The sequence below is a fragment of the Microbacterium sp. CFSPD4_SD4 genome (assembly GCF_057364585.1).
Genome location: NZ_JBNFOC010000001.1, coordinates 117,238 through 142,470, shown reverse-complemented (window position 1 = coordinate 142,470; position 25,233 = coordinate 117,238). Strand labels below are relative to the sequence as shown.

Sequence of the window (25,233 nt, the reverse complement as noted above, 5' to 3'; positions counted from 1 at the left end):
TTCAGCCGCGCCGCCCCGTTCCTCGCCGGTTGACCTTCCGCGACGTCTCCGGTCCGCCCAGCAGTCGCCGGATCGCCGTCTCCGGCGTCACGTCGAGGTCGAGCGTCCGCCCCCGACCGTACTGCCGGAACACACGGGGATCGATGTAGCTGTTGCGGGCGACCGCGGTCGTGTTGCCGAGGGCGGTCGCCGCCGCCTGCACCGCGAGACGTTCGGCCTGGTTCCGCTGACCGCGGCGGTCGAGGGCTCCGATGCGGGCGAGGGCGTCTGCGGCGATGATCGTGCCGTGCAGCGTCCGGAAGTCCTTGGCCGAGAAGCTGGCCCCGAGCACGTCCTTGAGGTACGTGTTGACCTCGGCGGGCGTGATCTTCACCCGCCGCCGGCCTTTCCGGTACGCCAGGAGGAAGGCGGTCGAGGCGCCGCTCGCGAAGTCGGTGAGGGCTTCGGCGAGGGATTCGTCGGTGATCTCGATCGCGGCGGTCTGTCCGCTCTTCGCCGGGAAGGAGAGGGCGACGTCGCCGCCGTCGATGCGGACGTCGCGGCGGCGGAGCGTGGTCAGGCCCCGGCTGCCGTGACGCGCCAGGTAGCGTTCCGAACCGATCCGCAGCGCGGCGTCGTCGAGGAGGCGGAAGGCGATCGCGAGGGCGCGCTCCTTGGTCTGCCCGTCCTCCTTGAGCGCCTTGGTGACCTGAGCCCGAGCGCTGGGCAGAGCTGCGGCGAGGTCCAGCGCACGGACGAACTTGCGACGGTCGCGGGAGACCCGCCAGAGCGGGTGGTAGAGGTATTGCTTGCGCCCGGCGGTGTCGATCCCGACGGCCTGGATGTGCGCGAGCGGGTCGGCCGCGATCCACACGTCCTGCCATGCCGGCGGGATCACCAGGTCGCTGATGCGTTCGCGATCCGCCTCGGGCGCCGGCTCCCCCGTCGGATCGACGTACCGGAATCCCGAGCTCGTCCGCTTCCGTGTGAAACCCGGGTCCTGGCCGGGTACCACTCGCACCAGTCGCGCCATGCGTCTCTCCTCCCGCCGTGCAGCTCCTCCGAGTGTGGAGTGACCGCGGTCTCGGCGGGAAGGGAGTGGCGTCTCACCCCGCCGGCGTGCTATCCGCGTCGGCGTCCTTCGCGAAGACCGCCCGCATGTGGTCGCTGGTGAGGAAGTCCGCGATGCCGATCATGATCAGGCTGAAGACGATCTGCTCGGTGACCATCCAGACCGGGTAGAGGCCGGGGATCGCCGCCATGACGAGCGTGATGACGGGGAAGATCTGCGCGAACAGCCGCAGGCGGAGATAGGCCCAGCGCCATCCGCGGCGCGCGCGCCAGGCGAAGTAGAACAGCGTCGCCGTCATCGCCAGCACCACGAGGGTGCGCATCCACACGGCGAAGGGCACGCTGTCGCCGTCGGCGGCGAGCACCAGGGCGACCACCACGGCGCCGACCCCGAGCACCAGCTCGGCGACGAGGAGCCAGAGGATCCAGGTGAAGGCGCGGACGGTCCGCGGATGGGTGCGACCGGCGTCGCTGATCAGCACGCCGGCCTGCCGCCCACCCGCGATCCGGTCGAGACGGAGGAAGAGCGGTTCGAGGGCCATGCTCGGAGCCTAGACCGGCGGCGTCCGTTCGACCTCGTCCGTTCGATGGACCTCGGCGCTGCTGCCGTTGGCCGCTGCCGGGAGCACCCGCTCCAGCACCACCGCCAGCACGCCGACGGCGAGGCTGCCCGCAACCATGACCGCGATGAACCAACCGCTGACGCCGACTCCGAGGAGCACTCCCGCGACGAGCGGGCCGAGGATGGCACCACCCTGGAAGGCCGCGGAGTTGAGGGCGTTGTAGCGCCCGCGGGTGCGGTCCGTCGCGAGATCGTTGTAGATGGCCGGGATCGTCGGCTGCATCATCGTCTCCCCGAAGGCGAACACGCCCATGAACGCGATGACGGCGATCGCAGCCGTGACCGAGTCGGGAAGCAGGCCCGCGGCGCCGAGCATGACCCAGGAGACGGCCCAGATGAGGGCCATGACCTGCATGACCCTGGTGCGCCGGCGCCCGGTGATGAGCCGGAGGACGGCGAACTGCAGCAGCACGATGACGGCCGTGTTCACCGCGAACGAGATGCCGACGACGGCGGTCGAGACCTGGGCGATCTGACGGGCGTAGGCGGGGAAGCCCGCCTCGATCTGTCCGTAGCCGATGAAGACGGAGAAGAAGGTCAGCAGCGTCATCCAGAGCACCGCGGGGCGCCGCAGGATCTCCCGGTAACCGCCCTCGGTGGTCACCGCAGGGTCCGGGTCCGCCTGGGTGCGCACGTGCCGGAGCGGGCCGAGGAGCAGAGCGAGCGGGATGAGGCTCGTGGCGGCGTCGATGAGGAAGATCGTGGTGAACGTCGACGGCTCCGTCACGTCGACGAAGAAGCCGCCGATGATCCCGCCCACGCCGATGCCGAGGTTGACGAGGGCGAAGTTCACGCCGAAGTACTGCTGACGGACCTCGCCGTCGACCACCGAGGCGATGAGGGCGTTGAAGCCGGGCCAGGAGACCCCGAAGTTGATCCCGATGAGCACGACCGCGACCGTCGCGACGGCGGGATGCGTGGCGTAGGCGAGGAGCGTGCACCCCGCGATCATCGCCAGGAGGCCCACGATCAGCACGCGCCGGGCGCCGAAGCGGTCGATTAGCGTGCCGCCGGGACCCGTGACCACGAGCCCCGTGATCGCGATGAGGCTCATGAGCGCTCCGGAGAACCCGAGGTCGAAGCCGCGGACCTCGTGGAGGTAGATGATCGTGAACGGCAGCGTCATCCCCCGCCCGAGGGTCTGGATCGCCACGGTCGACAGCAGCCAGCGTCCCTCGGTGGGCAACGCGTTCCAGAAGGACTTCATACCGATCACCTCGTCATTGTTCCAGGAGCCGGGGACATCGGATGACCGCCCGGGTCGCGGGGAAGAAGCCGATATTCTGCGAACATGCCCGTGTCGTTCGAAGACTTCCGCTCCGCCCTCCCCCATGCACCGGCCCGTGACGCGTGGGGCCTCGTGCTCACCGACGCCGAGGCGCAGCAGGTCGCCGCGGACGAGCAGGCGAGCCGGGCGTGGTACGACTACTTCCTCGCGACCACGGCGCCGGCGCCGACCGCCCCGGCGGCGGCACCGCTCGGAGGACACGAGCTCCCCGTCGCCGCCGCGCCGGCATTCGCCGCGGCACCCCCGCCGGCACCCGCCGCCGACCCGTGGACCCCCACGCCCGCGGAGAGCCCGGAGCGGAAGAGCCGGGCCGGACTCTGGGTGACGCTGGGCATCGTGGGCGCGCTGCTCCTGATCGCCGCGATCGTGACGGTGTTCGCCTTCGCGACCGCACGCCACTGGACCAAGATCGACGTACCGGAGAAGCCCGAGACCTTCCACAGCGAGGAGTACGAGACCGGCAAGTACCTCGTCGCCGACGACGGCGTGAGCCCGTGCGCGGTGGACCAGGACTGGACGGACTGCATCGGGCTCATGGAGGCCGAGTACGCGGGAGCATGCGCCGGGGTCGACCTCGTCCCTGCCTCCGCGGACCTGTGCGCGCAGCACCGTACCGAGATCGACCGGATGATCGCGGAGGACGCGGAGGACGCGGACGGGATGTACGTGGCCTCCCTCGGCGACTTCGGGCACCTCACCCGGACGCCGGAGACCGCGACGCGCCAGGTCTCGAACGACGATGCCGAGCCGGCCGTTACGCATGAGGCCGTGTGCTATCTCGGGTTCCTCGGGGAGTGCGAGTAGCCGGTCAGCCATCCGCGGGTCTCGCCGGGGAGGCTGACCGAGCGTATCGTCGGGCACAGACGTGATCGGGTCGGGGACGAGGTGTCGACATGTGTCGGTGGCTGGCGTACGTGGGAGAACCGCTGCACCCATCGGAGGTGATCCTCGACGCGCGACATTCCCTGGTGGCGCAGTCTCTGGACTCGCCCCTCGGCGCGGAGACCGTGAACGGGGATGGGTTCGGCCTCGGCTGGTATCCGGTGTCGAACGGTGACGACTCTGGGCAGCCTCCGAAGCCTGCACTGTTCCGCAGCATGGAGCCCGCCTGGAACGATCTGAACCTGCGCGAGATCTCCCGCACGATCCGCAGCCCGCTGTTCTTCAGCCATGTGAGAGCTGCCGCCGGGCCGCCGGTCCAGCAGACCAACTGCCACCCGTTCCGGCACGCGAACTGGCTCTTCATGCACAATGGCGGCTTGGCGGACTTCGTGACCGTGAAACGCGACCTCATCCTTGCCGTCGATCCCTCCCTCTACCCGGAGATCCAGGGCACCACCGACTCTGAGGTGCTGTTCCACCTCGCCCTGACCCTCGGCCTCCAGGACGATCCGATCGCGGGGATGCGGGCGACCATCCGCGAGGCCGAGCGCGTGGGGCGCGAGCATGGCGTCCGCTTCCCGGTCCAGGGAACCTTCGCGGTGTCCGACGGCACCACCGTCTGGGCGTTCCGGTACTCGACGGCTGGGCGCTCCCGCTCCCTCTTCCACTCCACCGACATCGAGACTCTTCGCCGGATGTACCCCGATGCCGAACGGCTGCGCGTCTTCGGCCGCCGTGCGCACGTGATCGTGTCCGAGCCCCTCAACGATCTGCCCGGTGCATTCACAGAGGTCCCTGAATCGACGGTATCGATCGTCGATGAGGCGGGCTATCGGTACGAGCCCTTCCTTGAAGCCGCGTGAGGAACTGAGGCCACCGTGCCGGAAACGAAAAACCCCCGCCGGAGCGGGGGGTTTTCGAAGTGCTGGGGTACCTGGACTCGAACCAAGAACAACTGAACCAGAATCAGCCGTGTTGCCAATTACACCATACCCCAAGGGCGAAACCGGAGCCTCGCACCGAGAGTCAAGCTTACCCGAGCGGCGACCGATCACCAAACCACCGGTGCCGTGTCGCTGCTCGGGCGCGTCGCGGATCAGTGGGCGAGGAACGCCGAGAGCGCGCGCAGGCGGCGCAGCGACTCGTCCTTGCCCAGCAGCTCCATCGACTCGAACAGCGGCGGCGAGACGCGGCGGCCGGTGATGGCCACGCGCGGCGGCCCGTAGGCCACGCGCGGCTTCAGCTCGAGGTTCTCCACGAGCGCCGTCGACAGCGCCTCCTGGATCCTTTCCGGGGTGAAGTCCGTGACCGGCTCCAGGGCGGTGACGCAGGCGTCCAGCACCTCGGCCGCGTTGGCCGGCAGCCCCTTGAGCGCATCCGCGTCGTACGACACCTCGTCGCGGAACAGGAAGCCGAGCATGCCCGGAACTTCGCCCAGCAGCTGCACGCGCTCCTGCACCAGCGGAGCCGCACGGAACGCCAGGACGAGCTGCTCGTGGGTCGGCTCGTCGAACAGGCCGGCCGCGGCGAGGTACGGCACCGTGCGCTCGGCGAAATCCTTCACGTCGAGCATGCGGATGTGGTCGCCGTTGATCGACTCGGCCTTCTTCTGATCGAAGCGGGCCGGGTTGGGGTTCACGTTCTCGATGTCGAACGCGGCGATGAACTCGTCGAGCGAGAAGACGTCGCGGTCCGGGCCGATCGACCAACCCAGCAGCGCGAGGTAGTTCAGCAGGCCCTCGTGGATGAAGCCGCGCTCCCGGTGCAGGAACAGATCGGCCTGCGGGTCGCGCTTGGAGAGCTTCTTGTTGCCGGTCTCGCCCAGCACGAGCGGCATGTGGGCGAACCGCGGCACGAACGTCGTCACACCCGCGTCGATGAGAGCGGCGTAGAGCGAGAGCTGGCGCGCGGTGGACGGCATGAGGTCTTCGCCGCGGAGCACGTGGGTGATGCCCATCAGCGCGTCGTCGACGGGGTTCACGAAGGTGTACAGCGGCACACCGTTGGGGCGCACGACGACGAAGTCCGGGAAGGATCCGGCGGGGAAGGTGACCTCGCCGCGGATGAGGTCGACGTACGTGAGGTCTTCGTCCGGCACCCGCAGGCGGAGGGCGGGCTGCCGGCCCTCGGCGCGGAAGGCGGCCTTCTGCTCATCGGTGAGGTCACGGTCGAAGTTGTCGTAGCCGAGCTGCTTCGCGCGGCCGTTGGCCTCGTTGCGGGCGTCGATCTCCTCGGCTGTCGAGTAGCTCTCGTAGAGCGCGCCCGTCGCGAGGAGCTTGTCGATGACCTCGCGGTAGATGTCGTGCCGCTCGGACTGGCGGTACGGGGCGTGCGGGCCCCCGACCTCGACGCCCTCGTCCCAGTCGATCTTCAGCCACGTGAGCGCGTCGACGAGCTGGCGGAAGCTCTCCTCGCTGTCGCGGGCGGCGTCGGTGTCCTCGATGCGGAACACCATCTTCCCGCCGTTGTGACGGGCGTACGCCCAGTTGTACAGAGCCGTGCGGACCATGCCGACGTGCGGCAGCCCCGTCGGGGAGGGGCAGAAGCGGACGCGGACGTCGGCGCCGCTGGCGGTCGTGGTGAGGGGATGCGGAGTAGCCATAGCCCTTCGATTCTACGGGTGCGGGCCGGTCAGCCCCGGCGCGAGATCGCCACGGCCGCGCGGTGCTCCAGCGGGAGCACCGCACCCACCCGATGCGCCGCGACCGTCTCCTCGAACCCCGCGCGGAACCGGGATCGCTCGGCGGAGGAGAGCCCGGCATACTGGGCCCCGGCGCCGGCCACACCGCCCTCGACCGAGACCCACAGGGCGTCCGGGTCGGCGTGCCAGGTCCAGGTGTGCTCGCTGACCGCCACCTCTGGGAGTCCGGCCTCGACGAGCATGGCCGCGAAGCCGTCCGCCGTGCGTGCGAAGTCCTCCTCGGCCGGAAGCCTCTCCCCCGCAGACGGCCGCAGCCCCGCGCGTTCGACGACCTCGGCCCAGAACCACGACGGGGAACGGGTCCAGGTCGTCGCGGCGACCTGGACCCGCGCGACCCGACCCAGCTCCCGGGCGGAGGTCCGCGGGGAGGAGACGTGGTTCAGCACGAAGTTCGCCACGACGGCGTCGACGGAACGGTCGTCGAAGGGCAGCGTCGGCAGGCCGCTGTCGATGATGCGCAGCGTCGGGTGCCTCCGGCGGGCGACGACGCGCATGGTCGGCTCGGGCTCGCAGGCCGTGACGTTCCACCCCAGGCCGGCGAAGCGCGCCGCGAGGCCACCCTCCCCCGCCCCGACGTCGAGGAGGCTGCGACCCTCCGCCGGTCCGAGGGCGGCGGCGAGGACATCGAAGGTCCCCGCGCACAGGGCGGCGTACGACGCGGCATAGGCCTCCCCGACGCCGTCCCAGGCCTTCACCGCGCGCGGCTCCGGGCGAGCGGCGACAGCGCGACGATCGCGAGGACGAGCACGAAGGCCGCGATGCCGAGCCCGGCGTACTGGAAGTTCGACAGCACGACGCCTGCGAGGACCGACCCGGCGGCGGCCGACAGGCTCATCAGCGAGTCGCTGCGTCCCTGTCGCCGCGTGCGGACGTCGGGGGCCGAGGCCTCGGTGAGCAGGGCGGCGCCGGCGACCGTGGCGGCGCCCCACCCGAGGCCGAGGAGGATGAGCGCCACCATGACGCCCCACGCCTCGGTGCCCGCGAAGACGGCGAAGGCCAGGGCCCCGCCGAGCAGCGCCTGCCCGAGCAGCACCACGCGCAGCCGCCCCCAGCGGTCGGCCAGCACGCCGAACACCGGCGAGAGCGCGTACATGCCGCCGACGTGCAGCGCGATCGTGATGCCGACGAGCGCCGAGACGTCGGCCGGGGTCGCCGCCGCACCGTGGGCGCCGTGCGCCATGTGGGACAGATGCACGGGAGTCATCGCCATGACCGACGCCATCACCACGTGCGAGCCCGCGATCGCGAAGATCGCGTAGCGGGCCACGCGCGGGCGGTCCGCCACGGCGGCGCTCGTCGCGGTGGCCGCCGCCTGCGCGAGTCGCTGCGCGGCGAGCAGCGGATCCGGGCGGAGGGCGACGAGGTAGAGGGCGAGCGCCGCGCACTGCGCGACGAACGAGAAGACGTACGAGCCGGTCTGCGGCGGCATGCCGATCGCCTGGCCGACGATCTCCCCCGGACCGAGCAGCAGCGGGCCCGCCACGCCGCCGATCGTCGTGGACCACACGACGATCGAGAGGTCGCGCCCGCGATGCTGCGGCGCCGCGAGGTCCGTCGCCGCGAACCGGGACTGCAGGTTGCCCGCGTTCCCCGCACCGATCAGCAGGATGCCGACGAGCAGGAGCGGGAAGACGCGCACGGATGCCGCGAGGATCACCACGGCGATGCCGACGAGGGCGAAGAGGTTGCCGAGGGTGAGGGCGCGACGCCGTCCGAGGCGCGCGGCCATCCGGGCCAGCGGGATCGCGCAGACCGCGGCTCCGAGGGTCACCGACGCCGTCGCGAGTCCGGAGAGCGCGTCGCTGCCGGAGATGTCCGCGGCGAGCAGCGCACCGAGGGACACGGTGGCTCCGAAGGCGATGCCGCCGAGCACCTGCCCCAGCGACAGCACGAGCACGGTGCGGCGCTGGACCGCCTGCTGCTGCGTCGCCGTGAGGGCGACCTCGGTCATGACGCGGGAGCGGCGTCGCGCGCGGTGTTGCGGAGGATGCCGAGTCCGGAGATCTCGACCTCGACCGTGTCACCCGCCTCGAAGGTGCCCACGCCGGCGGGGGTCCCCGTCATGATGACGTCGCCCGGAAGAAGCGTGAACACCGCGGAGGCGTACTCGATGATCGCGGCGACCGAGTGGATCATGTCGGTGAGCGGCGCATGCTGGCGGACCTCGCCGTTCACCCGCGTCTCGATCGTGGCCTGCGCGGGGTCGAAGTCCGTCTCGATCACGGGGCCGAGTGGGCAGAACGTGTCGAAGCCCTTCGCCCGCGACCACTGCCCGTCCTTGCGCTGCAGGTCGCGCGCCGTGACGTCGTTGCCGATCGTGTAGCCGAGCACGTGGTCGAGGGCGTTCTCCGCCTTCACGTTCTTGGCGATCCGCCCGATCACGACCACGAGCTCGCCCTCGTACTCCGTCCGCTCGGACAGCGCGACAGGACGCACGATCGCGTCGTCCGGGCCGATCACGGCGGTGTTCGGCTTGAGGAACAGCAGCGGCTCCTCGGGGGCCACTCCTCCCATCTCGGCCGCGTGGTCGTGGTAGTTCTTCCCGACGCACACGACCTTGGAGCGCGGGATCACGGGAGCGAGCAGCGTGGCATCGGTCAGCGGGATACGCGCGCCGGTCGTCTCGTACCCGGAGAACATCGGGTCCCCGGCGAGGACCACGAGCTCGCGGTCGTCGATGATCCCGTACATGATGGCGTCGTCGTGGCGGAACCGAGCGATCTTCATCCCTCCACCCTAGATCCCCTGCTCCCCCGTCGAGACCCCGCTCTCTCGTCGAGACCCCGGCTCACGTGCGGAGGCGGGGTGGGGTCTCGACGCGACCCCGGGGGCTCGACAGACCTCAGCCGGGCGGGCGGATGCCGAACGCGGCGAGCCGGCGCCCGAGATCCTCGGGGGTGCGGATGTGCGAGGAGCCCCAGCGCACCACGCGCCACCCCGTGACCCCACGGATCTCGTCCTCGCGGTGCTTCTCCGCCATCACCGCATCGGCCGCCGTGGGCGTCGTCCGCAGCTCCGCGTCCCGGTACTTGTCCTCCCCGTCGAACTCCCCGAAGGCCTGCGACCGCGGGAACCCGAAGTCGGCGAAGTACCGCGCGCCGTCGGGGCCGACGACGGGGATCTGCAGATCGATGTCCCGGAAGCCGAGTCGGTGGAGCTGCAGGCGGCTCACGCTCTCGCCCGGAAGCTGCGCCCGTCCGTCGGCGAAGGCTCCGATCCACCGCGCGCGACGCACGCCCCGGAGCCCCGCCACGCACAGCCGGTCGACCTCGGCCCGCCAGGCGTCGACCTCATCGTGGTCGACCTCGTGTCCGTCGATCGAGACCATCCGCAGAGCCGCGTCTCCGGCCGCGACGACGGCCTCCGGGCGCAGCAGCCGGGCGAGGTCGACCACGGTACGGATCAACGAGGTGCACCGGAGCCCGTGCCGCCGGACGATGTCGCTCTCGTCGAGCGCCATCTGGTGTCGGACGACCCCGGCCTCGGTCCTGCTGTGCCGACGGCTGCGGATCGCGGTGTGCACGTCGTCCCGGATCGGCCCCACGAGCGGCAGCCCCCAGAGCGCCGCCGCGGAGAGATGCGAGAACACCGGACCTCCGCCGGGGCTGGCCCGACGGACGGCGCACACCCGCACGAGCTGCCTTCCCTCGGGCCACAGCTGGTCCCAGACCTCCCCGTCGACATACGCCCCGCGGTGCACGCGCCGCAGCCTGCCGTGTGCGACCGCCTCCCCCAGCTCCCGTTCCGTGACCCCCGTGTCGAGGACGTCCTCCCGCGATCGCACAAGATCCCAGGCTTCGGAGAACGAGAGGCGCCGCGACATCCCCTCACTCTCCCCCGCCTACTCCCCTCACCTCTCGTTCTCCACACCCCCCACCTCTCTTCCCCCACTCCCCCCGCATTGTGCAGGAACAGTCCCAGCGCGCGAGCCCCCCGGTACACGCCGAGACCCCGCCTTCCACGCGTCGACACGGCGGGGTGTCGGCGGGAAGACGGGGTCTCGGGGAATCGGATCAGGCGTCGAGGCGGAGCAGCCAGCCGTGCTTGTCCTCGCGGCGCCCGTACTGGATGTCGGTGAGCTCCTCACGGAGGGACAGCGCCAGCTCGCCCAGCGGCTGCGGCTCGTCGAAGCCCTCGCCCACGAGCGCTCCGATCGGGGTCACGACCGCGGCCGTGCCACAGGCGAACACCTCGACGATGTCACCGGAGGCCACGCCCTCACGCCACTCGTCGATCGAGATCGGACGCTTCTCGACCGTGTAGCCGCGGTCCTCGGCCAGCTGCAGCAGCGAGTCGCGCGTGATGCCCTCGAGGATGCTGTCCGACTCGGGCGTGACGACACGACCGTCCTTGAACACGAACACGACGTTCATGCCGCCGAGCTCCTCGACATCGCGGTTCTCGTTGAGGAACACGACCTGGTCGCAGCCCTTCGCACTGGCCTCGGCCTGCGGCAGGAGGCTGGAGGCGTAGTTGCCGCCCGTCTTCGCCTTGCCGGTGCCACCGCGACCCGCGCGGGCGTAGTCCTCGGAGAGCCAGATCCGCACGGGCTTCACGCCGCCCGTGAAGTACGCACCGGCGGGGCTCGCGATCACGTAGTAGGCGACCTTCTGCGCCGCGCGCACGCCGAGGAAGGCCTCCTTGGCGAACATGAACGGCCGCAGGTACAGGCTCTGGTCGGCGCCGGAGGGCGCCCAGCGGCCGTCGACGGCGATGAGCTCGCGCAGCGACTGGATGAAGTACTCCGTCGGCAGCTCCGGCAGCGCCAGGCGGCGGGCGCTCGCCTGCAGGCGCGCGGCGTTGCGGTCGGGACGGAAGGTGTGGATCGAACCGTCCGCGTGCCGGTAGGCCTTGATGCCCTCGAAGATCTCCTGCGCGTAGTGCAGCACGGACGCCGCGGGGTCGAGCGGGATCGGGCCGTAGGGCTGCACGCGCGGACGGTGCCAGCCGCCCTTGGCCGACCAGCAGATGTCGACCATGTGGTCGGTGAAGACGACCCCGAAACCGGGGTTCTCCAGCACTTCGGCGACGCGTGCCGGCGAGGCCGCGTTCAGGTTCTTCGTCACGGCGAACTCCAGGGGAGCCACGCTCGTCTCGGCGTCGATCGTCGTCATGTCGTCATCCAATCCTCGTGGGGTGGGCGCATCCTCGCGCCCTGTCAGCCTACGCCCGCCGTTCAGAGACGGGCAGTGATCGCGGAGCCGATCTCCGCGGTGGTGCGGGCACCGCTGCGGGCGGCGATGTCCGCCTCGACCGCGGCGCTGACACGCGCCGACTCGGCCGTCAGGCCGAGGTGGTCGAGCAGCAGCGCGATGGAGAGGATCGCGGCGGTCGGGTCGGCCTTCTGCTGACCCGCGATGTCCGGAGCCGAGCCGTGCACGGGCTCGAACATCGACGGGAAGGCGCCATCGGGGTTGATGTTCCCCGAGGCGGCGAGGCCGATGCCGCCCGTGACGGCGCCGGCGAGGTCGGTGAGGATGTCACCGAAGAGATTGTCCGTCACGATCACGTCGAAACGCGAGGGATCGGTGACGAGGAAGATCGTGGCGGCGTCGACGTGCAGGTAGTCGACGGCGACGTCGGGGTGCTCGGTGGCGACCTCGTTCACGATGCGCTGCCAGATCGCACCGGCGTGCACGAGCACGTTGGTCTTGTGCACGAGGGTGAGCTTCTGACGGCGGCGCTCGGCAAGCGCGAAGGCGTAGCGGACGACCCGCTCGACGCCGAACGCCGTGTTCACGGAGGTCTCGTTCGCGACCTCCTGCGGCGTCCCCTTCCGGATCGCTCCGCCGTTGCCGACGTAGGGCCCCTCCGTCCCTTCACGGACCACGACGAAGTCGACCTCGCCCGGGTCGGACAGCGGACCGGGCGCTCCGGCGAAGAGCTTCGAGGGGCGCAGATTCACGTAGTGGTCGAGGGTGAACCGGAGCTTCAGCAGGAGTCCGCGCTCGATGTTCGCGTCCTTCAGGCGCGGGTCCCCCGGCGTGCCGCCGACCGCGCCGAGGAGGATCGCGTCGTGGGCGGAGATCGCGGCGAGGTCCTCGTCGGTGAGCGTGTCGCCGGTCTCGAGGTACCGGCCGGCACCGAGCGAGAAGCGGGTCTTGTCGAACGTCACGGCGCTGTCGGCGGTGACGGCGTCGAGCACCTTCTCCGCCTCGGCGATGACCTCGGGACCGATGCCGTCACCCGGGATGACGGCCAGCTTCACGACACGCGACATGAGACTCCTTGCGCACTGCACGGGGGTGGACCGGCCGCGGCGCGACCGCGGGTCGAACGGGCCGGTCCCCCCAGCGTAGTGGTCAGTGCGTGGGTGCCTTGCGCAGTGTGACGGCCGCGATGACCGCCGCGACGACGACGAGGCCCGCCCCGATGAGCGACGTGACCGTGACTCCCGAGCCGAACGCATCGGCCGCCGCCTGCCACAGGGCGTCGCCGAGCGCGGCCGGGAGCTCGTGGGCGGCGGTGTACGCGCCGGCCAGCGTCTCCTGCGCAGCGCGGGCCACCTCGGCCGGAAGCCCCTCGGGCAACACCAGCGCGCCGCGGTAGAACGCGGTGATGATGCCGCCGAGGATGGCGGTACCCAGCACGGCGCCGAGCTCGTACGCCGTCTCGGACACCGCGCTCGCGGCACCCGCCTTCGCCGCGGGGGCGCTGGAGAGGATGAGCTCGTTCGAGATGGTCTCGGCCGCACCGATGCCGATGCCGAGGACGACGAAGGCGAGGATGAGCGGTGCCACGCCGTGCTCGTGCGTCGTGAACGCGACCATGAGGTACCCCGCGACGGAGAACACCAGCGCCGCTGGGATGAGCACATGCGGCGGAACCCGCCGCGAGATCGGCACCACCGTGAGTCCGGCGACGATCATGGCCGCCATCCCGGGCACGAGAGCGAGGCCCGCGACCATCGGCGAGAGCCCCAGCACGAGCTGCAGGTGCTGCGAGACGAAGTAGAGGAACCCGACGAGGGCCACGACGCTGAGCAGGTTCACCAGGATCGCGCCCGAGAACGACCCACGGCGGAACAGCGCCATGTCGAGCATCGGGGTGTCGGCGCGGAGCTGACGGCGCACGAACAGCGTCCCCATCACGAGACCGAGCAGAGCCCATCCCCCGGCGTACAGCGACGGACCGTCGACCGCGAACGACTTGATCGCGTAGACGACCGGGATCATCGCGGCCATCGAGAGGGCGATGCTGAGCGGGTCGATGCGGCCGGGGTTCGGGTCACGGCTCTCCGGCACGAGCAGCGGTGCGGCGATGAGCAACGGGATGAGGACGGGGACGGCGATGAGGAACACCGAGCCCCACGCGAAGTGCTCGAGGAGGAAGCCCCCGACGATCGGGCCGAGCGCGGATCCAGCGGAGAACGCGGACGCCCAGACCGCGATGGCCATGCGGCGCTGGTCGCGGTTCTGGAAGATCGATCGCAGCAGCGACAGCGTCGACGGCATCAGCATGGCGCCGAAGAAGCCGAGCAGCGCACGGGCGGCGATCAGCAGGCCCGCGGTCGGCGCGAAGGCGGCCAGCGCGGAGACCACGGCGAATCCGGTGGCGCCGATGAGGAGCAGGCGGCGACGCCCGAAGCGGTCCCCGAGCGTTCCCATGGTCACCAGGAGTCCGGCGAGCACGAGCGGATAGACGTCGATGATCCAGAGCTGCTCGGCCCCGCTCGGCGCGAGCGAGATCGAGATCTCGGGCAGCGCGAAGCTCAGCACCGTGTTGTCCACCGACACCAGCAGCACCGGGAGCATGAGGACGACGAGCGCCGCCCACCCCCGAGCCCCGACGCGGGGAGCTTCCGTCTCTGTCGTCGGGATCGACGCAGTACGGGTCATGGAACACCTTTCCTTCCTGCGGACGACTCGTTACTAAACCGTCCGGCTGGTATAGTAACAGATGCCGCCCTCCCGTTTCCGTTCAGAGGATGACCGATGCCCCGCCCTCCCCTCGCCCGCGAGAAGGTCCTCGACGCCTTCGAGGCGATTCTCATCGACGAGGGCGAACGCGCCGCGACGCTCGAGGCCACGGCGAAGGCCGCCGGCGTGTCGAAGGGCGGCCTGCTCTACCACTTCCGCTCCAAGGACGACCTCGAGGCCGGGCTCCTGGAGCGCCTCGACCACCTGACCACGCTCGACCTGGAGCGCATGCGCACCGCCGACGAAGGTCCCGTCGCGTACTACGTCCGGACCTCGGTGATGGAGGACGACGCCCTCGATCGGGCGCTCATCGCCACGACCCGGCTGGCCCAGGGCGGTTCGACCGCCGCGTCCGACATGCTCCGGGATACCCGGCGCCGCTGGGCGGAGACGATCCGTCCGCACGTCCGTGACACCGCCAGCCTCGACCTCGTGATGCTCGTGAGCGACGGCCTCTACTTCAACAACTCGCTCGACGTGCACGGGCCTGAGCGCCTGGTCCCGCGGAGCGACGAGCTCGCCGACCTCATCGCGCTCGTGCTGCGCGCCACCGCCTGACGCCGGATAAGGCTGCAGATACGGAGAAGGGCGGGAGCATCGCGCTCCCGCCCTTCTCCCCCGCTCTGCGGTGTCAGACCTCGGTGATCTCGATCTGACGGAAGAGGTCGGCGTCGATGGCGCCGCGCACGTCGTCCAGCAGCTCCTCGGACACGGGCGAGTCGAGCGTCAGCACGCTGAGCGCCTGGTCGCCCGCCGCGAGCCGCGAGATCTGCATTCCGGCGATGTTGATCCCGGCCTCGCCGAACTTCTGCCCGTAGACGGCCACGATGCCCGGGCGGTCGGTGTAGAGCATCACGACGTGGTGCTTCTCGATCGGCAGCTCCAGGGCGTGGTCGTTGATGCCGACGAGCTTCTCGGCCTGCTTCGGTCCGGTCAGCGTGCCCGACACCGAGAGCTGCGATCCGTCGGACAGCGCCCCCGTGAGGGTGATGACGTTCCGGTACTCCTCGCTCACGTCGTCCTTGAGCAGGCGCACCGTGATGCCGCGCTGCTCCGCCAGGAGCGGAGCGTTCACGTACGACACGGTCTCGCTCACGATGTTCGTGAAGACACCCTTGAGGGCGGCGAGCTTGAGCACGCTCACGTCGTAGTCGTTGAGCTCGCCGTGCACCTCGACGTCGAGGCTCGTGAGCGGCGACGTGGCCAGCGCAGCGAAGATCTGGCCGAGCTTCTCCACGAGCGAGATGCCGGGACGCACGTACGGGTCGATGACGCCGCCCGCGACGTTGACCGCGTCCGGGACGAGGTCGCCGCCGAGCGCGAGCCGCACCGAGCGCGCGACCGAGACGCCGGCCTTCTCCTGCGCCTCTTCCGTGCTCGCACCGAGGTGCGGGGTCACGACGACGTTCGGGAGGTCGAGCAGAGCGCGGGCGCTCCCGCCCTCGGCCGGGGGCTCGGAGGTGAAGACGTCCAGGCCGGCGCCGGCGATCTCGCCGGCGACGAGCGCCTCGTGCAGCGCCTCCTCGTCGATGAGCCCGCCGCGGGCGACGTTGACGACGAAGGCGGTCGGCTTCATGGCGGCGAACTGCTCGGCGCCGATCATGCCCGTCGTCTCCGGGGTCTTCGGCATGTGGATCGTGAGGAAGTCGGCCTCGGCGACGAGCTCGTCGAGCGAGAGGAGCTGCACGCCGAGCTGCTGGGCGCGCGCCGAGGTGACGTAGGGGTCGTACGCGACCACGCGCATGTCGAAGGCGGCGAGGCGAGCGGCGACGAGAGCGCCGATCCGGCCGAGTCCGACGATGCCGACGGTCTTCTCGAAGAGCTCGGCGCCGGTGAAGGAGCTGCGCTTCCACTGCCCGGCGGACAGCGAGGCGTGCGCGGCCGGGATCCGGCGGGCGAGGCTGAGGATGTGGCCGACCGTCAGCTCGGCGGCCGAGACGATGTTCGACGTCGGGGCGTTGACGACCATGACGCCGGCCGCGGTCGCGGCCTTGATGTCGACGTTGTCGAGGCCGACGCCGGCCCGCGCGACGACCTTGAGCTTCGGCGCGTGCGACAGCGCCTCCTCATCGATGCGGGTCGCGGAGCGGATGAGCACCGCGTCCGACTCCGCGAGGGCGGCGAAGAGCGCCTCGCGATCGGTGCCGTCGACGTGGCGGACGTCGAAGTCGGGGCCGAGCGCCTCGATCGTGGCGGGAGAGAGTACTTCGGCGATGAGCACGACAGGCTTCGGCACAGTGGATCCTTCGGGGCAGCGCGACAGGCGGGAGGGGCCGATGCGCCGCACACCGTCGGGGGCGCGATCGCGACAACTCTACCGGAGCGCCGGGACCGCTCCGTGCCGTGTGACGGCGTGACGGATCCTGCTCAGGCGCTGGGCAGCGTCAGACTCAGCGCGAGCAGGCTCATCCAGAACACCGCGACGATCCCGAGTCCGGCGAGGAACGTCAGAGCGAGCTCGCCCACCCGCCGCCGCCGACCGATCGCGAAGGCGAACCCGAACACGAGGACGGGGAACACCACGCCGAACAGGAGCGTCGCCCATCCGGTGCCGGTGAGGCCGGTCTGGGCCATGGTGATGAGGTGGGCGACCGCGTTCCACACCGCGTAGGCGTAGAAGAGCCCGGCGAGGGCGACGACGGTCCATACGAGCCAGCGCGGCGAGCCGGTCGCCACCGCGGACGGGGACTTCGGAGCGGTCATGAGCCGATCACCCCCACGGTCACGAACGGCCACGGCACGAGCAGCACGACGCCCGCCAGGAGCACGGCGGCGCGGATCCAGGAGGCCCGGCCCCGCGTCAGCACCCATGTCGCGAGGAACCACAGCGCGGGGGCGGCGATCGCCAGCACGAACCAGGGCAGGAACATGAAATCCGCGACGAGGAACGAGGCGAGCGGCTGCAGCCGGAGACCGCCCGCGATCCAGCCGAGGGTGTAGAGCAGGTAGACGCCGCCGACGACGCCGACGAGGACCAGCATCGCGTTGCTGAGCCCGGAGGGCGCCGCGGTCGCCTCGTCCCACGACGCCGGTGCGGACGCCGCGGGCGTGACGGCCTCGGCCGGGGTCGGTTCCGGAGCCGGCGTGGTGCGCCGTGCGGCGTCCCGGGGGCGTCGCTCCGCGCTGTCGTCGCCCTCCCAGCTCAGGGCGTCGTCCGAATCGGATGTCATCTCTCCAGCGTAGGACACCGCGGCCACTAGGCTCGGGGATGCCTCGGCGGGGTCGCCGGGCACTTTCGGGGGAAAGGACAACCATGGCCGAGAACGAGCAGACGTCTTCCGCCGCGCCGCGTCGTGCCACGACCGGCGCCACGACCGGAGAGCCGCCCGCTGGGTGGACGCCGAGCCCGGAGGCCAAGGCCTCCGCGACGCGCTTCCGCATCATCGCCGCCGTCCTCTGGGCGCTCGCGATCGCGGGCGAGGCTGTCGGCATCTTCTGGCTCCTGCGCCAGCGCGAGTTCGTCGACGAGGGCGGCGCGCTGCTCCGCGATCCGGACACCGGCCTCCTGGAAGAGCAGGGAGCGACCGCGCAGTTCCCGCAGTGGGCGTTCATCGCCCTGCTCGTCCTGCTGGTCGTGATCGCCGCGCTGTCGATCATCGGCTCGCTCCTGTGGAAGAAGGCGAACACCCTCGACCCGGCGCGGCGCGCGGACAAGACACGGTTCTTCGTCCAGAACCAGCTCGGCGCGATCATCGCGGTCGTCGCCTTCCTCCCCCTGGTCATCCTCATCTTCCTGAACAAGGACATGGACAAAGGACAGAAGGCGACCGCCGGCATCGTCGGCATCGTCCTCGCCGTCCTCGCCGCGATCGTCGGGACGAGCTTCGCCCCGCCGTCCGTCGAGCAGTACACCGCGGACCAGTCCGCCGTGATCCAGCTCCTCGGGGCCGATGAGGTCGTGTGGGTCGACGGCGGCAAGGTCTATCACGTCTGCGACGAGGTGCCCGCGATCCAGACCGGCAGCGAGATCCGCACCGGCACGACCTCCGAGGCCATCGAGGCGGGGAAGATCCGGCTCACCCTGCAGTTCGCGTCCGAGCTGCGCACCTGCGGACTGGCGGTGCCCGAGAACGCGGACGAGATCACCGAAGCCCTCCGCGCGATCCAGGCCGGCCAGGTCGACACGCCTCTGCCTGCTCCGGTCTGGGCCGACCCGACGGATGCGCCGATCCAGATCGAGGACGCCCCCGCCGACGCGGGCTGACGTCAGGAGGCGCCCAGGGCCTCGACGAGACGATCCTCCGCCGAGGCGAGGTGGGCACGCAGCACCGCGGCCGCGCGCTCCGCGTCCCCGGCGGCGACGGCCTCGAGCATCTCCGCGTGCTGCGCGGCGATGAGTTCCGCGTCGAGGAGACGCCGCCCCTGCACCTGCGCCATGCACAGCCGCACCTCGTCCAGCACGCTCCGGTACATGCGACTGGTGCGCTCGCTGCCCAGCCCGTCGATGAGGGCCGTGTGGAAACGGAGGTCGGGATCGACCGTCGCAGGATCGGGGCCCGGTGCCATCGCCTGCAGCTCGGCGTTCGCCGCCACAGCGGCCGCCGGCACGGCGGCGCTCTCCGCCAGTTCGCGCAGCGCCGCGCTCTCCAGCCGGATCCGCGTGCGGTAGACGTCGCGGACGGTCTCCGCCTCGATGCCGACCACGCGCGCCGTGCGATGGGCCGTCCGCACGAGCAGTCCGCTGGCCACCAGCTGCTCGATGGCCGCTTTCGCGCTGGGGCGGGCGACGCCGTAGGCCTGGGAGACCGCCGCCTCGGTGAGCGGCTCCCCCGAGCGGATCTCGCCGGAGAGGATCCGGGTGCGCAGCTGTCCGGTCACGGCGTCGACCACGCCGACCACGCCGAGGGGGCGCTCCGCGATCGAGGTCATGCGGAACAGTCTAGTGAGGCGTCCGTCGTTCAGTACACTTGTCTGACAATCTTCGAGCGGAGCAGAGGAGCACCGTGCCCACCACCCTCGACCACCCTCTCGACCCGGCGCTGCTGGGAGCCGAGACGCAGGTCCACGCCCGATCAATCGACCGGTTCGCCCGCGCCCACGACGCCTCGCATTACCTGCTCGTCCCGGACGCGGTGCTCTCCCCCGCGGACGCGGACGGCGTCGCCCGCGCGTTCACGGCGGTCCGGGCGGCCGGGCGCACGCTCACGTTCCGCTCCGGCGGCACCAGCCTCTCCGGACAGGGCATCAGCGGCGACATCCTCGTCGACACGCGCAGCCACTTCCGTGACATCCGCATCGAGGACGACGGCGCCGCGGTGCGGGTCGGCCCCGGAGCCACCGTCCGGCAGGTGAACACCCGGCTGGCCCGGTACCGCCGCAAGCTCGGGCCGGATCCGGCCAGCGAGATCGCCTGCACGATCGGCGGTGTCGTCGCCAACAACTCCAGCGGCATGGCCTGCGGCATCACGGAGAACTCGTACCAGACGATCACCTCGATGGTCGTCGTGCTCCCCAGCGGGACGATTCTGGACACCGGACGCGCGGACGCCGCGGACGTGCTCCGCGCCGCGGAACCCGCCCTGTTCGCCGGACTCTCGTCGCTCCGGGAGCGGCTGCTCGCCTCGCCCGAGAATGTCGCCTTCCTCCGACAGCAGTTCTCGATGAAGAACACCATGGGCTACGGACTGAACGCCCTGCTCGACTTCGACGACCCGGTGCGGATCCTCGAACACCTCCTCATCGGATCGGAAGGGACCCTCGGCTTCGTCGCGGAGGCCCGTTTCCGCACCATCGAGGTGCGCCCCGCGATCGCCACCGGTCTGCTCGTCTTCGATACGCTGTCGGCGGCGATGACCGCGCTCCCCGCTCTCACGGAGCTCGGGCTCGCGACGATCGAGCTCCTGGACGCCGCCTCACTGCGCGTCGCCCAGGGCCTGAGCGACGTCCCCGCCGCGATCTCCGAGATCGACGTCCAGGGCCACGCCGCGCTCCTCGTCGAGGTGCACGCCGCCGACGACGAATCCCTCGCCGTCGCGAGCGCGACCGCGCAGGCGCACTTCGACGCCCTCCCCCTTGCCGTCACTCCGCGACTGACCACGGATGCGGCAGAGCGCGCCGCGCTGTGGCACGTCCGCAAGGGCCTCTACACGGCGGTCGCCGGAGCGCGGCCGTCCGGCACGACCGCCCTCCTCGAAGACATCGTCGTCCCCGTCCCCCGGCTGCTGGCCACCTGCGAACGCCTGATCGAGCTCTTCGCGGAGCACGGCTACGAGGGGTCGGTCATCTTCGGGCACGCGAAGGACGGCAACGTCCACTTCCTGCTGAACGAGCGCTTCGACGACCCCGACAGCGTGGCGCGGTACCGCCGCTTCACGGACGACCTCGTCGAGCTCGTCCTCGCGCAGGAGGGATCCCTCAAGGCTGAGCACGGCACCGGCCGCATCATGGCGCCGTTCGTGCGGCGGCAGTACGGCGACGAGCTCACCGACATGATGTGGGAGATCAAGCGGCTGTTCGATCCGGACGGCGTCCTCAACCCCGGCGTCGTGCTCTCCGACGACCCGGACTCCTATCTGCAGGACCTGAAGCGCGTGCCCACGGTCGAGCGGGAGGTGGACCGCTGCGTCGAGTGCGGCTACTGCGAACCCACGTGCCCGAGCAAGAGCATCACGCTCACACCCCGGCAGCGCATCGTGCTGCGCCGGGACATGGCCTGGGCCGAGGAGCAGGGCGACACGACGCTGCTGCGGGACCTGCGCGCGGACTACGACTACGACGGCGTGCAGACCTGCGCGGTCGACGGCATGTGCGGCGTCGCGTGTCCGGTGGACATCAACACCGGCGACCTCGTCCGCCGCCTCCGCGCCGAGCAGGAGAACGCCGTGGAGGGGGCCGCGTGGGGAACGGCGGCGAAGCACTGGAGCACCGTCACGCGCGCCGGGGGCGTCGCCCTGACGGTCGCCGACGCGCTTCCCGTCCCGCTCGTGCGCGGCGCGACGCGGATCGGACGGGCGGTGCTCGGCGCCGACACCGTGCCCCTCTATGACGGCGGCCTCCCCCGCGGCGGCACTGCTCCGGCGCGACCGGTGTCCCCGCCCGATGCGCAGGCCGTCTTCTTCGGCGCCTGCATCGGCACGATGTTCGGCCCGGAGGACGAGGGCCCCGGCTCCCGCGACGCCCTGCGCGCGCTGCTCGACCGCGCCGGGATCGCCGTCGTGGTCCCCGAGGAGAACGGCGGGCTCTGCTGCGGGACGCCGTGGAAGTCCAAGGGACACCTCGACGGCTATCGCCTCATGTCGGACCGGGTGCTGGCCTCGCTCTGGGACGCCAGCCGCCACGGGGAGCTCCCGGTCGTCTGCGACGCCGCCTCCTGCACCGAGGGCCTCGACGTGATGCTCACCCAGGCCGTCGCCGCCCATCCGGAGTACGCCGGTCTGCGCATCGAGGACGCCACCACGTTCGTCGCGCGGGAGGTGCTGCCGCGCCTCTCCGTCGATGCGAAGCTCCCCTCGATCGCCGTGCACCCGACCTGTTCGACGACCGCGCTCGGCGCGACGGGCGCGCTGACGGCGATCGCTGCCGCCGTCGCCGACGAGGTCTTCGTGCCCGACGGCTGGGGCTGCTGCGCGTTCGCCGGCGACCGAGGAATGCTGCACCCCGAGCTCACCGCGAGCGCGACGGCGCAGGAATCGGCCGAGGTCTCCGCGGCCGATGCGGCCCGCGGCGGCTTCGACGCCTTCGTGTCGGCCAACCGCACCTGCGAGATCGGCATGACCCGCGCCACCGGCCGCCCGTACCGCCACGTGATCGAGGTGCTCGAGGAGCGCACGCGCCCCTAGCCCAGCGACGAAGGGCCCCCGTCGGATCACCGACGGGGGCCCTTCTGCGGCGCCTGTGTCAGGCGCCGTGCGCGGTGAGCACGGCGACCGGAGCCTCGCGGAGTCCGGCCGGGATCACGATGCGGGTCGAACCGCCGTCCGCGGACGTCTGGGCCGGAGTCCCGTCCGCCCACGACAGCCCAGCGCCCGCGAGCTCGGACGGCAGCTCGAACTCGCCTGCCGCCGGGTCCAGCGCGTGCACGTGCACCGCATCCGTCGACGTGGTGTAGCGACGAGGAGCCCCCGTCCGCTCCCCCATCCGCGTCCAGGGCCGCGTGCCGTAGATCGCCGCGCCGTTCACGGCCAGCCAGCCGCCGAGCTCCTGCATCGCCTTCCGCTGCAGCGCCGGAATGGACCCGTCCGCCGCGGGGCCCACGTTGATGAGCAGGTTGCCGTTCTTCGCGACGACGTCGACGAGGAGCCGGATCAGGGCCGCCCCGGAGAGCGAGTGCCGCTCGTCCTCGGCCTGGTTGAACCCGAACGAGTAGCCGAGCCCGCGGGTCGACTCCCAGGGCTCGGGGATGATGTCCGGGATGTCCGTGTATTCGCGGGTGAGGAAGCCGTGGTACGGCACGCCCCACCGGTCGTTGACGACGCCGTCCGGGACGGCGTCGAAGTAACGCCGCAGCAGTGCGGCCACGGCGTAGTCCTCCGTGCCCTTGCCGCCGTCCGGCCACTCGATGTCGTTCCAGAGCACGTCGGGCGCGAACCGCTCCACGAGCTCCTCGAGCTGCGCGGCGGCGTACCGGGAGAAGGGGGCGTCGTTGCGACGGAACCGGAACAGGTCGGTGTCCGACTCGATCGGCGGGAAGTCGCTCACGTGCCAGTCGAGCGCTCCGGAGTAGTACACACCGAACCTGGCTCCGGCCCGCCGCGTGGCGTCGTGGAACTCGGAGATGAGGTCGCGACGAGGGCCGCGCGCGACGGCGTTGAATCCCGTCGTGGCGGTGTCCCACAGACAGAACCCCTCGTGGTGCTTGGTCGTGGGCACGACATAGCGGGCCCCGGCCGCGACGAGCTCGCCGACGAAGGCGTCGGCATCGAACGCGGCGGCGTCCCATCGGTCGGCGAGGTCCTCGTAGGAGGTCCCGGGTCCGTAGGTGCGCTGGTGGCGCTCCCACGTCGGGCTGCCCGGGATGCGGACCGTGTTGCCGTACCACTCCGCGTACTGGTGCCACGCATAGGCGTCCTCGGTGGGGATGTTCGCGCCCTCCCCGTGCTGCACGGCCCACGCCGGCACGGAGTACAGGCCCCAGTGCACGAAGAAGCCGAGCTTGGCGTCGCGGTACCAGTCCGGCACGCCGTTCGCCGGGTAGACCGGGGCCGCCGCACCGAAGTCGGGGCCGGTGCGCTTCTCGAAGTTCATCATGATGCCGTGTCCTCCTCATCGGCGCCGCGGCGCACGACCACCGCGGTCAGGTCGGGGTCGCCGGTCGTGTCGAACGGGAACACCCCGGGGCGCAGGCGATGGTGTCCGAGGCGGAGCAGGTCCTGGTCCACCCCGCCCGGGGTGAGCGCCAGCGTCCATCCCGCCGCCAGCTCGTACAGCTCCGGCTCCAGATAGCCGATCTTCACGACCACGACGTCGGCCGTCGTCGGCTCGAGCCCCAGCATCCGGAAGTCGGAGAGATGGTGGAAGGGCTTGCGGCGCGCGGTCACGATGGCGTGCAGCCCGCCGACAGCGATCACCACCTGGGTGCCGGCGTCCGGGTCGCCGTCGGTGACGGAGAACACCGTGCCGGTGATCTCGACCGGTCCGTGGGGCCCGGAGTCGACCGCGGCTCCGGCGGACAGCGTGACCGTCGCACCGACGCCCGCCTCCACGGCTTCGGCGACGGCCCGCGGATCGAAGATCGAGGCGACCAGCGTCGTGTGCGTCCCGTCGGTGAGCTCGGGTCGCTGGAGCAGCTGGGCGAGGGTCCAGGTCACATCGCCCGCTCCCCCGGCCGTCGGGTTGTCCCCGGAGTCGGAGATCACGTACGGACGCGGGGCTCCGGACGCCAGAGCCTCCTCCAGTGCGTCGTCGAGGCTTCCGGTCTTCGCGACGAAGACGAAGTCCTCCCGCGCCTCCCAGAACATCCCGGCCACGCGCTCCGCCTCCCGGGCGATGACCTCCCGGTCGTCGCCGGTGACCACGACGTAGGCCTGGCAGCGCGGCTCGTCCGCCCACGCGTAGCCGATCCACACCGAGGCGTCGACGACACCGGGCAGGGCCTCGATCCCGGGGAGCTCGGCATAGATGCTCTGCGCGGGTTCCAGCCGCGTACTCGTCTTCTCCCCCGGTAGCAGCACCGGAACGGGCACCCAGGCGGTGAAGGGCCGCCGCGCCTGCACGTCGCCGCCGTGCGGGCCACGGAGACGGTCGAGCAGGTTCCACACCGCTCGCTCCTTCGTGTTCAGCCAATCCTCGTGCGGGGCCATGCGATAGCAGGTGAGCAGATCCACCGCGTCGCGCAGCGTCTCCGACACGTTCCCGTGCAGGTCCATCGACGTGGAGACGAGGGTGTCCGGCCCCAACGCCGAGCGCACCGCGAGGGCCAGATCGCCCTCGGCATCGTCCATCCCGACGACGCTCATCGCGCCGTGGATGTCGAAGAAGAAGCCGTCGAACGGCCCCTGCGCGCGGATCCCCTCGACGAGCGCATCCTTCATCCGCTGGTAGGTGTCCGGGTCCACGGCGCCGCCGGGCAGCGACCGACCGTGGGTGAGCGGGACCCACTCCGCGGCCTCGGCGAGCTCACGCCCGGCATCGAGGAACGGGTAGTACGCCCGCAACGCGTCGCCGGTCCGGATCGTGAAGGCCTCGTCCCCGGAGATGTGCGGGGAGAACGTGCTCGACTCGATGGAGATGCCGCCGATGCCGATCCGGGGCCGCGCGAGCCCGCCCTCGGCGAGCGGCGGCAGCGGACCCATCCAGATCTCGTGGGCTTCCGGGCGTGCGGTCACGGTGCTGT

General features: G+C 71.1%; 22 protein-coding genes and 1 tRNA gene. 5 read left to right on the top strand and 18 right to left on the bottom strand.

Features of this window, described 5'->3' with window-relative positions:
• Position 1: 1 nt before the first annotated feature.
• The 3 genes from AC2W7E_RS00695 to AC2W7E_RS00685 form a co-directional block, all read right to left on the bottom strand.
• Positions 2-1,012: a DNA topoisomerase IB gene (locus AC2W7E_RS00695; RefSeq protein WP_062634787.1), complete on the bottom strand. Its 1,011-nt coding sequence runs from the start codon at positions 1,010-1,012 to the stop codon at positions 2-4.
• Positions 1,013-1,085: 73 nt separating this feature from the next.
• The gene (locus tag AC2W7E_RS00690) at positions 1,086-1,592 is read right to left on the bottom strand and encodes a hypothetical protein (RefSeq protein ID WP_071328486.1); all 507 of its coding nucleotides are present in this window, start codon (positions 1,590-1,592) and stop codon (positions 1,086-1,088) included.
• A 9-nt stretch (positions 1,593-1,601) separates the two neighbouring features.
• Entirely contained in the window at positions 1,602-2,879 is a 1,278-nt protein-coding gene (locus AC2W7E_RS00685) for an MFS transporter (protein WP_062634792.1), read from the bottom strand.
• A gap of 84 nt (positions 2,880-2,963) precedes the next feature.
• Here AC2W7E_RS00685 and AC2W7E_RS00680 point away from each other — a divergent pair, with 84 nt between their 5' ends.
• Together AC2W7E_RS00680 and AC2W7E_RS00675 are read left to right on the top strand one after the other, a co-directional pair.
• Entirely contained in the window at positions 2,964-3,764 is an 801-nt protein-coding gene (locus tag AC2W7E_RS00680; protein WP_485988349.1) for a hypothetical protein, read from the top strand.
• Positions 3,765-3,928: 164 nt separating this feature from the next.
• Positions 3,929-4,705, top strand: a complete 777-nt coding sequence (locus AC2W7E_RS00675) for a class II glutamine amidotransferase (RefSeq protein WP_485988348.1) — start codon at positions 3,929-3,931, stop codon at positions 4,703-4,705.
• 62 nt (positions 4,706-4,767) lie between these two features.
• On the opposite strand, the gene AC2W7E_RS00670 is transcribed toward AC2W7E_RS00675, so the two are convergent.
• The 9 genes from AC2W7E_RS00670 to AC2W7E_RS00630 form a co-directional block, all read right to left on the bottom strand.
• Positions 4,768-4,839 (bottom strand) — tRNA-Gln (locus AC2W7E_RS00670).
• A gap of 99 nt (positions 4,840-4,938) precedes the next feature.
• The gene (gltX, locus tag AC2W7E_RS00665) at positions 4,939-6,444 is read right to left on the bottom strand and encodes a glutamate--tRNA ligase (RefSeq protein ID WP_126893006.1); all 1,506 of its coding nucleotides are present in this window, start codon (positions 6,442-6,444) and stop codon (positions 4,939-4,941) included.
• Positions 6,445-6,473: 29 nt separating this feature from the next.
• Complete coding sequence (locus AC2W7E_RS00660; RefSeq protein WP_485988347.1) at positions 6,474-7,238, bottom strand: class I SAM-dependent methyltransferase; 765 nt, start codon at positions 7,236-7,238, stop codon at positions 6,474-6,476.
• On the bottom strand, positions 7,235-8,494 hold the full coding sequence (locus tag AC2W7E_RS00655) for an MFS transporter (protein ID WP_485988346.1): 1,260 nt from the start codon (positions 8,492-8,494) through the stop codon (positions 7,235-7,237). Before AC2W7E_RS00655 ends, AC2W7E_RS00660 begins: the two co-directional genes overlap by 4 nt.
• Positions 8,491-9,270 carry a fumarylacetoacetate hydrolase family protein gene (locus AC2W7E_RS00650; protein WP_485988345.1) on the bottom strand — a complete coding sequence of 260 codons (780 nt, stop codon included), beginning with the start codon at positions 9,268-9,270 and terminating at the stop codon, positions 8,491-8,493. The genes AC2W7E_RS00655 and AC2W7E_RS00650 overlap by 4 nt, the downstream gene beginning before the upstream one ends.
• A 115-nt stretch (positions 9,271-9,385) precedes the next feature.
• Complete coding sequence (locus AC2W7E_RS00645; protein WP_485988344.1) at positions 9,386-10,366, bottom strand: hypothetical protein; 981 nt, start codon at positions 10,364-10,366, stop codon at positions 9,386-9,388.
• A gap of 190 nt (positions 10,367-10,556) precedes the next feature.
• Complete coding sequence (locus AC2W7E_RS00640; protein WP_485988343.1) at positions 10,557-11,657, bottom strand: branched-chain amino acid aminotransferase; 1,101 nt, start codon at positions 11,655-11,657, stop codon at positions 10,557-10,559.
• Between the two features lie 62 nt (positions 11,658-11,719).
• Positions 11,720-12,763, bottom strand: coding sequence for a 3-isopropylmalate dehydrogenase (locus tag AC2W7E_RS00635; protein WP_025103286.1), 1,044 nt, complete (start codon positions 12,761-12,763; stop codon positions 11,720-11,722).
• 82 nt (positions 12,764-12,845) lie between these two features.
• Complete coding sequence (locus tag AC2W7E_RS00630; protein WP_485988342.1) at positions 12,846-14,381, bottom strand: MFS transporter; 1,536 nt, start codon at positions 14,379-14,381, stop codon at positions 12,846-12,848.
• A gap of 96 nt (positions 14,382-14,477) precedes the next feature.
• Between AC2W7E_RS00630 and AC2W7E_RS00625 the strand changes: the two genes are divergently transcribed.
• Positions 14,478-15,020: a TetR/AcrR family transcriptional regulator gene (locus AC2W7E_RS00625; RefSeq protein ID WP_025103284.1), complete on the top strand. Its 543-nt coding sequence runs from the start codon at positions 14,478-14,480 to the stop codon at positions 15,018-15,020.
• Between the two features lie 73 nt (positions 15,021-15,093).
• Here the strand turns inward: AC2W7E_RS00625 and serA are convergent, their stop codons facing one another.
• The 3 genes from serA to AC2W7E_RS00610 all read right to left on the bottom strand — a co-directional run bounded on the left by serA (position 15,094) and on the right by AC2W7E_RS00610 (position 17,632).
• The gene (gene serA, locus AC2W7E_RS00620) at positions 15,094-16,698 is read right to left on the bottom strand and encodes a phosphoglycerate dehydrogenase (RefSeq protein WP_025103283.1); all 1,605 of its coding nucleotides are present in this window, start codon (positions 16,696-16,698) and stop codon (positions 15,094-15,096) included.
• A 131-nt stretch (positions 16,699-16,829) separates the two neighbouring features.
• A complete protein-coding gene (locus AC2W7E_RS00615) occupies positions 16,830-17,165 on the bottom strand; it encodes a hypothetical protein (RefSeq protein WP_085606921.1) in 336 nt (111 codons plus the stop codon).
• Positions 17,162-17,632: a hypothetical protein gene (locus AC2W7E_RS00610; protein WP_485988341.1), complete on the bottom strand. Its 471-nt coding sequence runs from the start codon at positions 17,630-17,632 to the stop codon at positions 17,162-17,164. The genes AC2W7E_RS00615 and AC2W7E_RS00610 overlap by 4 nt, the downstream gene beginning before the upstream one ends.
• A gap of 83 nt (positions 17,633-17,715) precedes the next feature.
• Here AC2W7E_RS00610 and AC2W7E_RS00605 point away from each other — a divergent pair, with 83 nt between their 5' ends.
• Positions 17,716-18,666, top strand: coding sequence for a hypothetical protein (locus AC2W7E_RS00605; protein WP_249521978.1), 951 nt, complete (start codon positions 17,716-17,718; stop codon positions 18,664-18,666).
• 2 nt (positions 18,667-18,668) lie between these two features.
• On the opposite strand, the gene AC2W7E_RS00600 is transcribed toward AC2W7E_RS00605, so the two are convergent.
• Positions 18,669-19,331, bottom strand: coding sequence for a GntR family transcriptional regulator (locus tag AC2W7E_RS00600; protein ID WP_062634822.1), 663 nt, complete (start codon positions 19,329-19,331; stop codon positions 18,669-18,671).
• 74 nt (positions 19,332-19,405) lie between these two features.
• Here AC2W7E_RS00600 and AC2W7E_RS00595 point away from each other — a divergent pair, with 74 nt between their 5' ends.
• On the top strand, positions 19,406-22,240 hold the full coding sequence (locus tag AC2W7E_RS00595) for an FAD-binding and (Fe-S)-binding domain-containing protein (RefSeq protein ID WP_485988340.1): 2,835 nt from the start codon (positions 19,406-19,408) through the stop codon (positions 22,238-22,240).
• A 58-nt stretch (positions 22,241-22,298) separates the two neighbouring features.
• On the opposite strand, the gene AC2W7E_RS00590 is transcribed toward AC2W7E_RS00595, so the two are convergent.
• Both AC2W7E_RS00590 and AC2W7E_RS00585 read right to left on the bottom strand, forming a co-directional pair.
• On the bottom strand, positions 22,299-23,648 hold the full coding sequence (locus AC2W7E_RS00590) for an alpha-L-fucosidase (RefSeq protein ID WP_085607372.1): 1,350 nt from the start codon (positions 23,646-23,648) through the stop codon (positions 22,299-22,301).
• The gene (locus AC2W7E_RS00585; protein WP_485988580.1) at positions 23,645-25,192 is read right to left on the bottom strand and encodes a M81 family metallopeptidase; all 1,548 of its coding nucleotides are present in this window, start codon (positions 25,190-25,192) and stop codon (positions 23,645-23,647) included. Before AC2W7E_RS00585 ends, AC2W7E_RS00590 begins: the two co-directional genes overlap by 4 nt.
• Between the last annotated feature and the right edge of the window lie 41 nt (positions 25,193-25,233).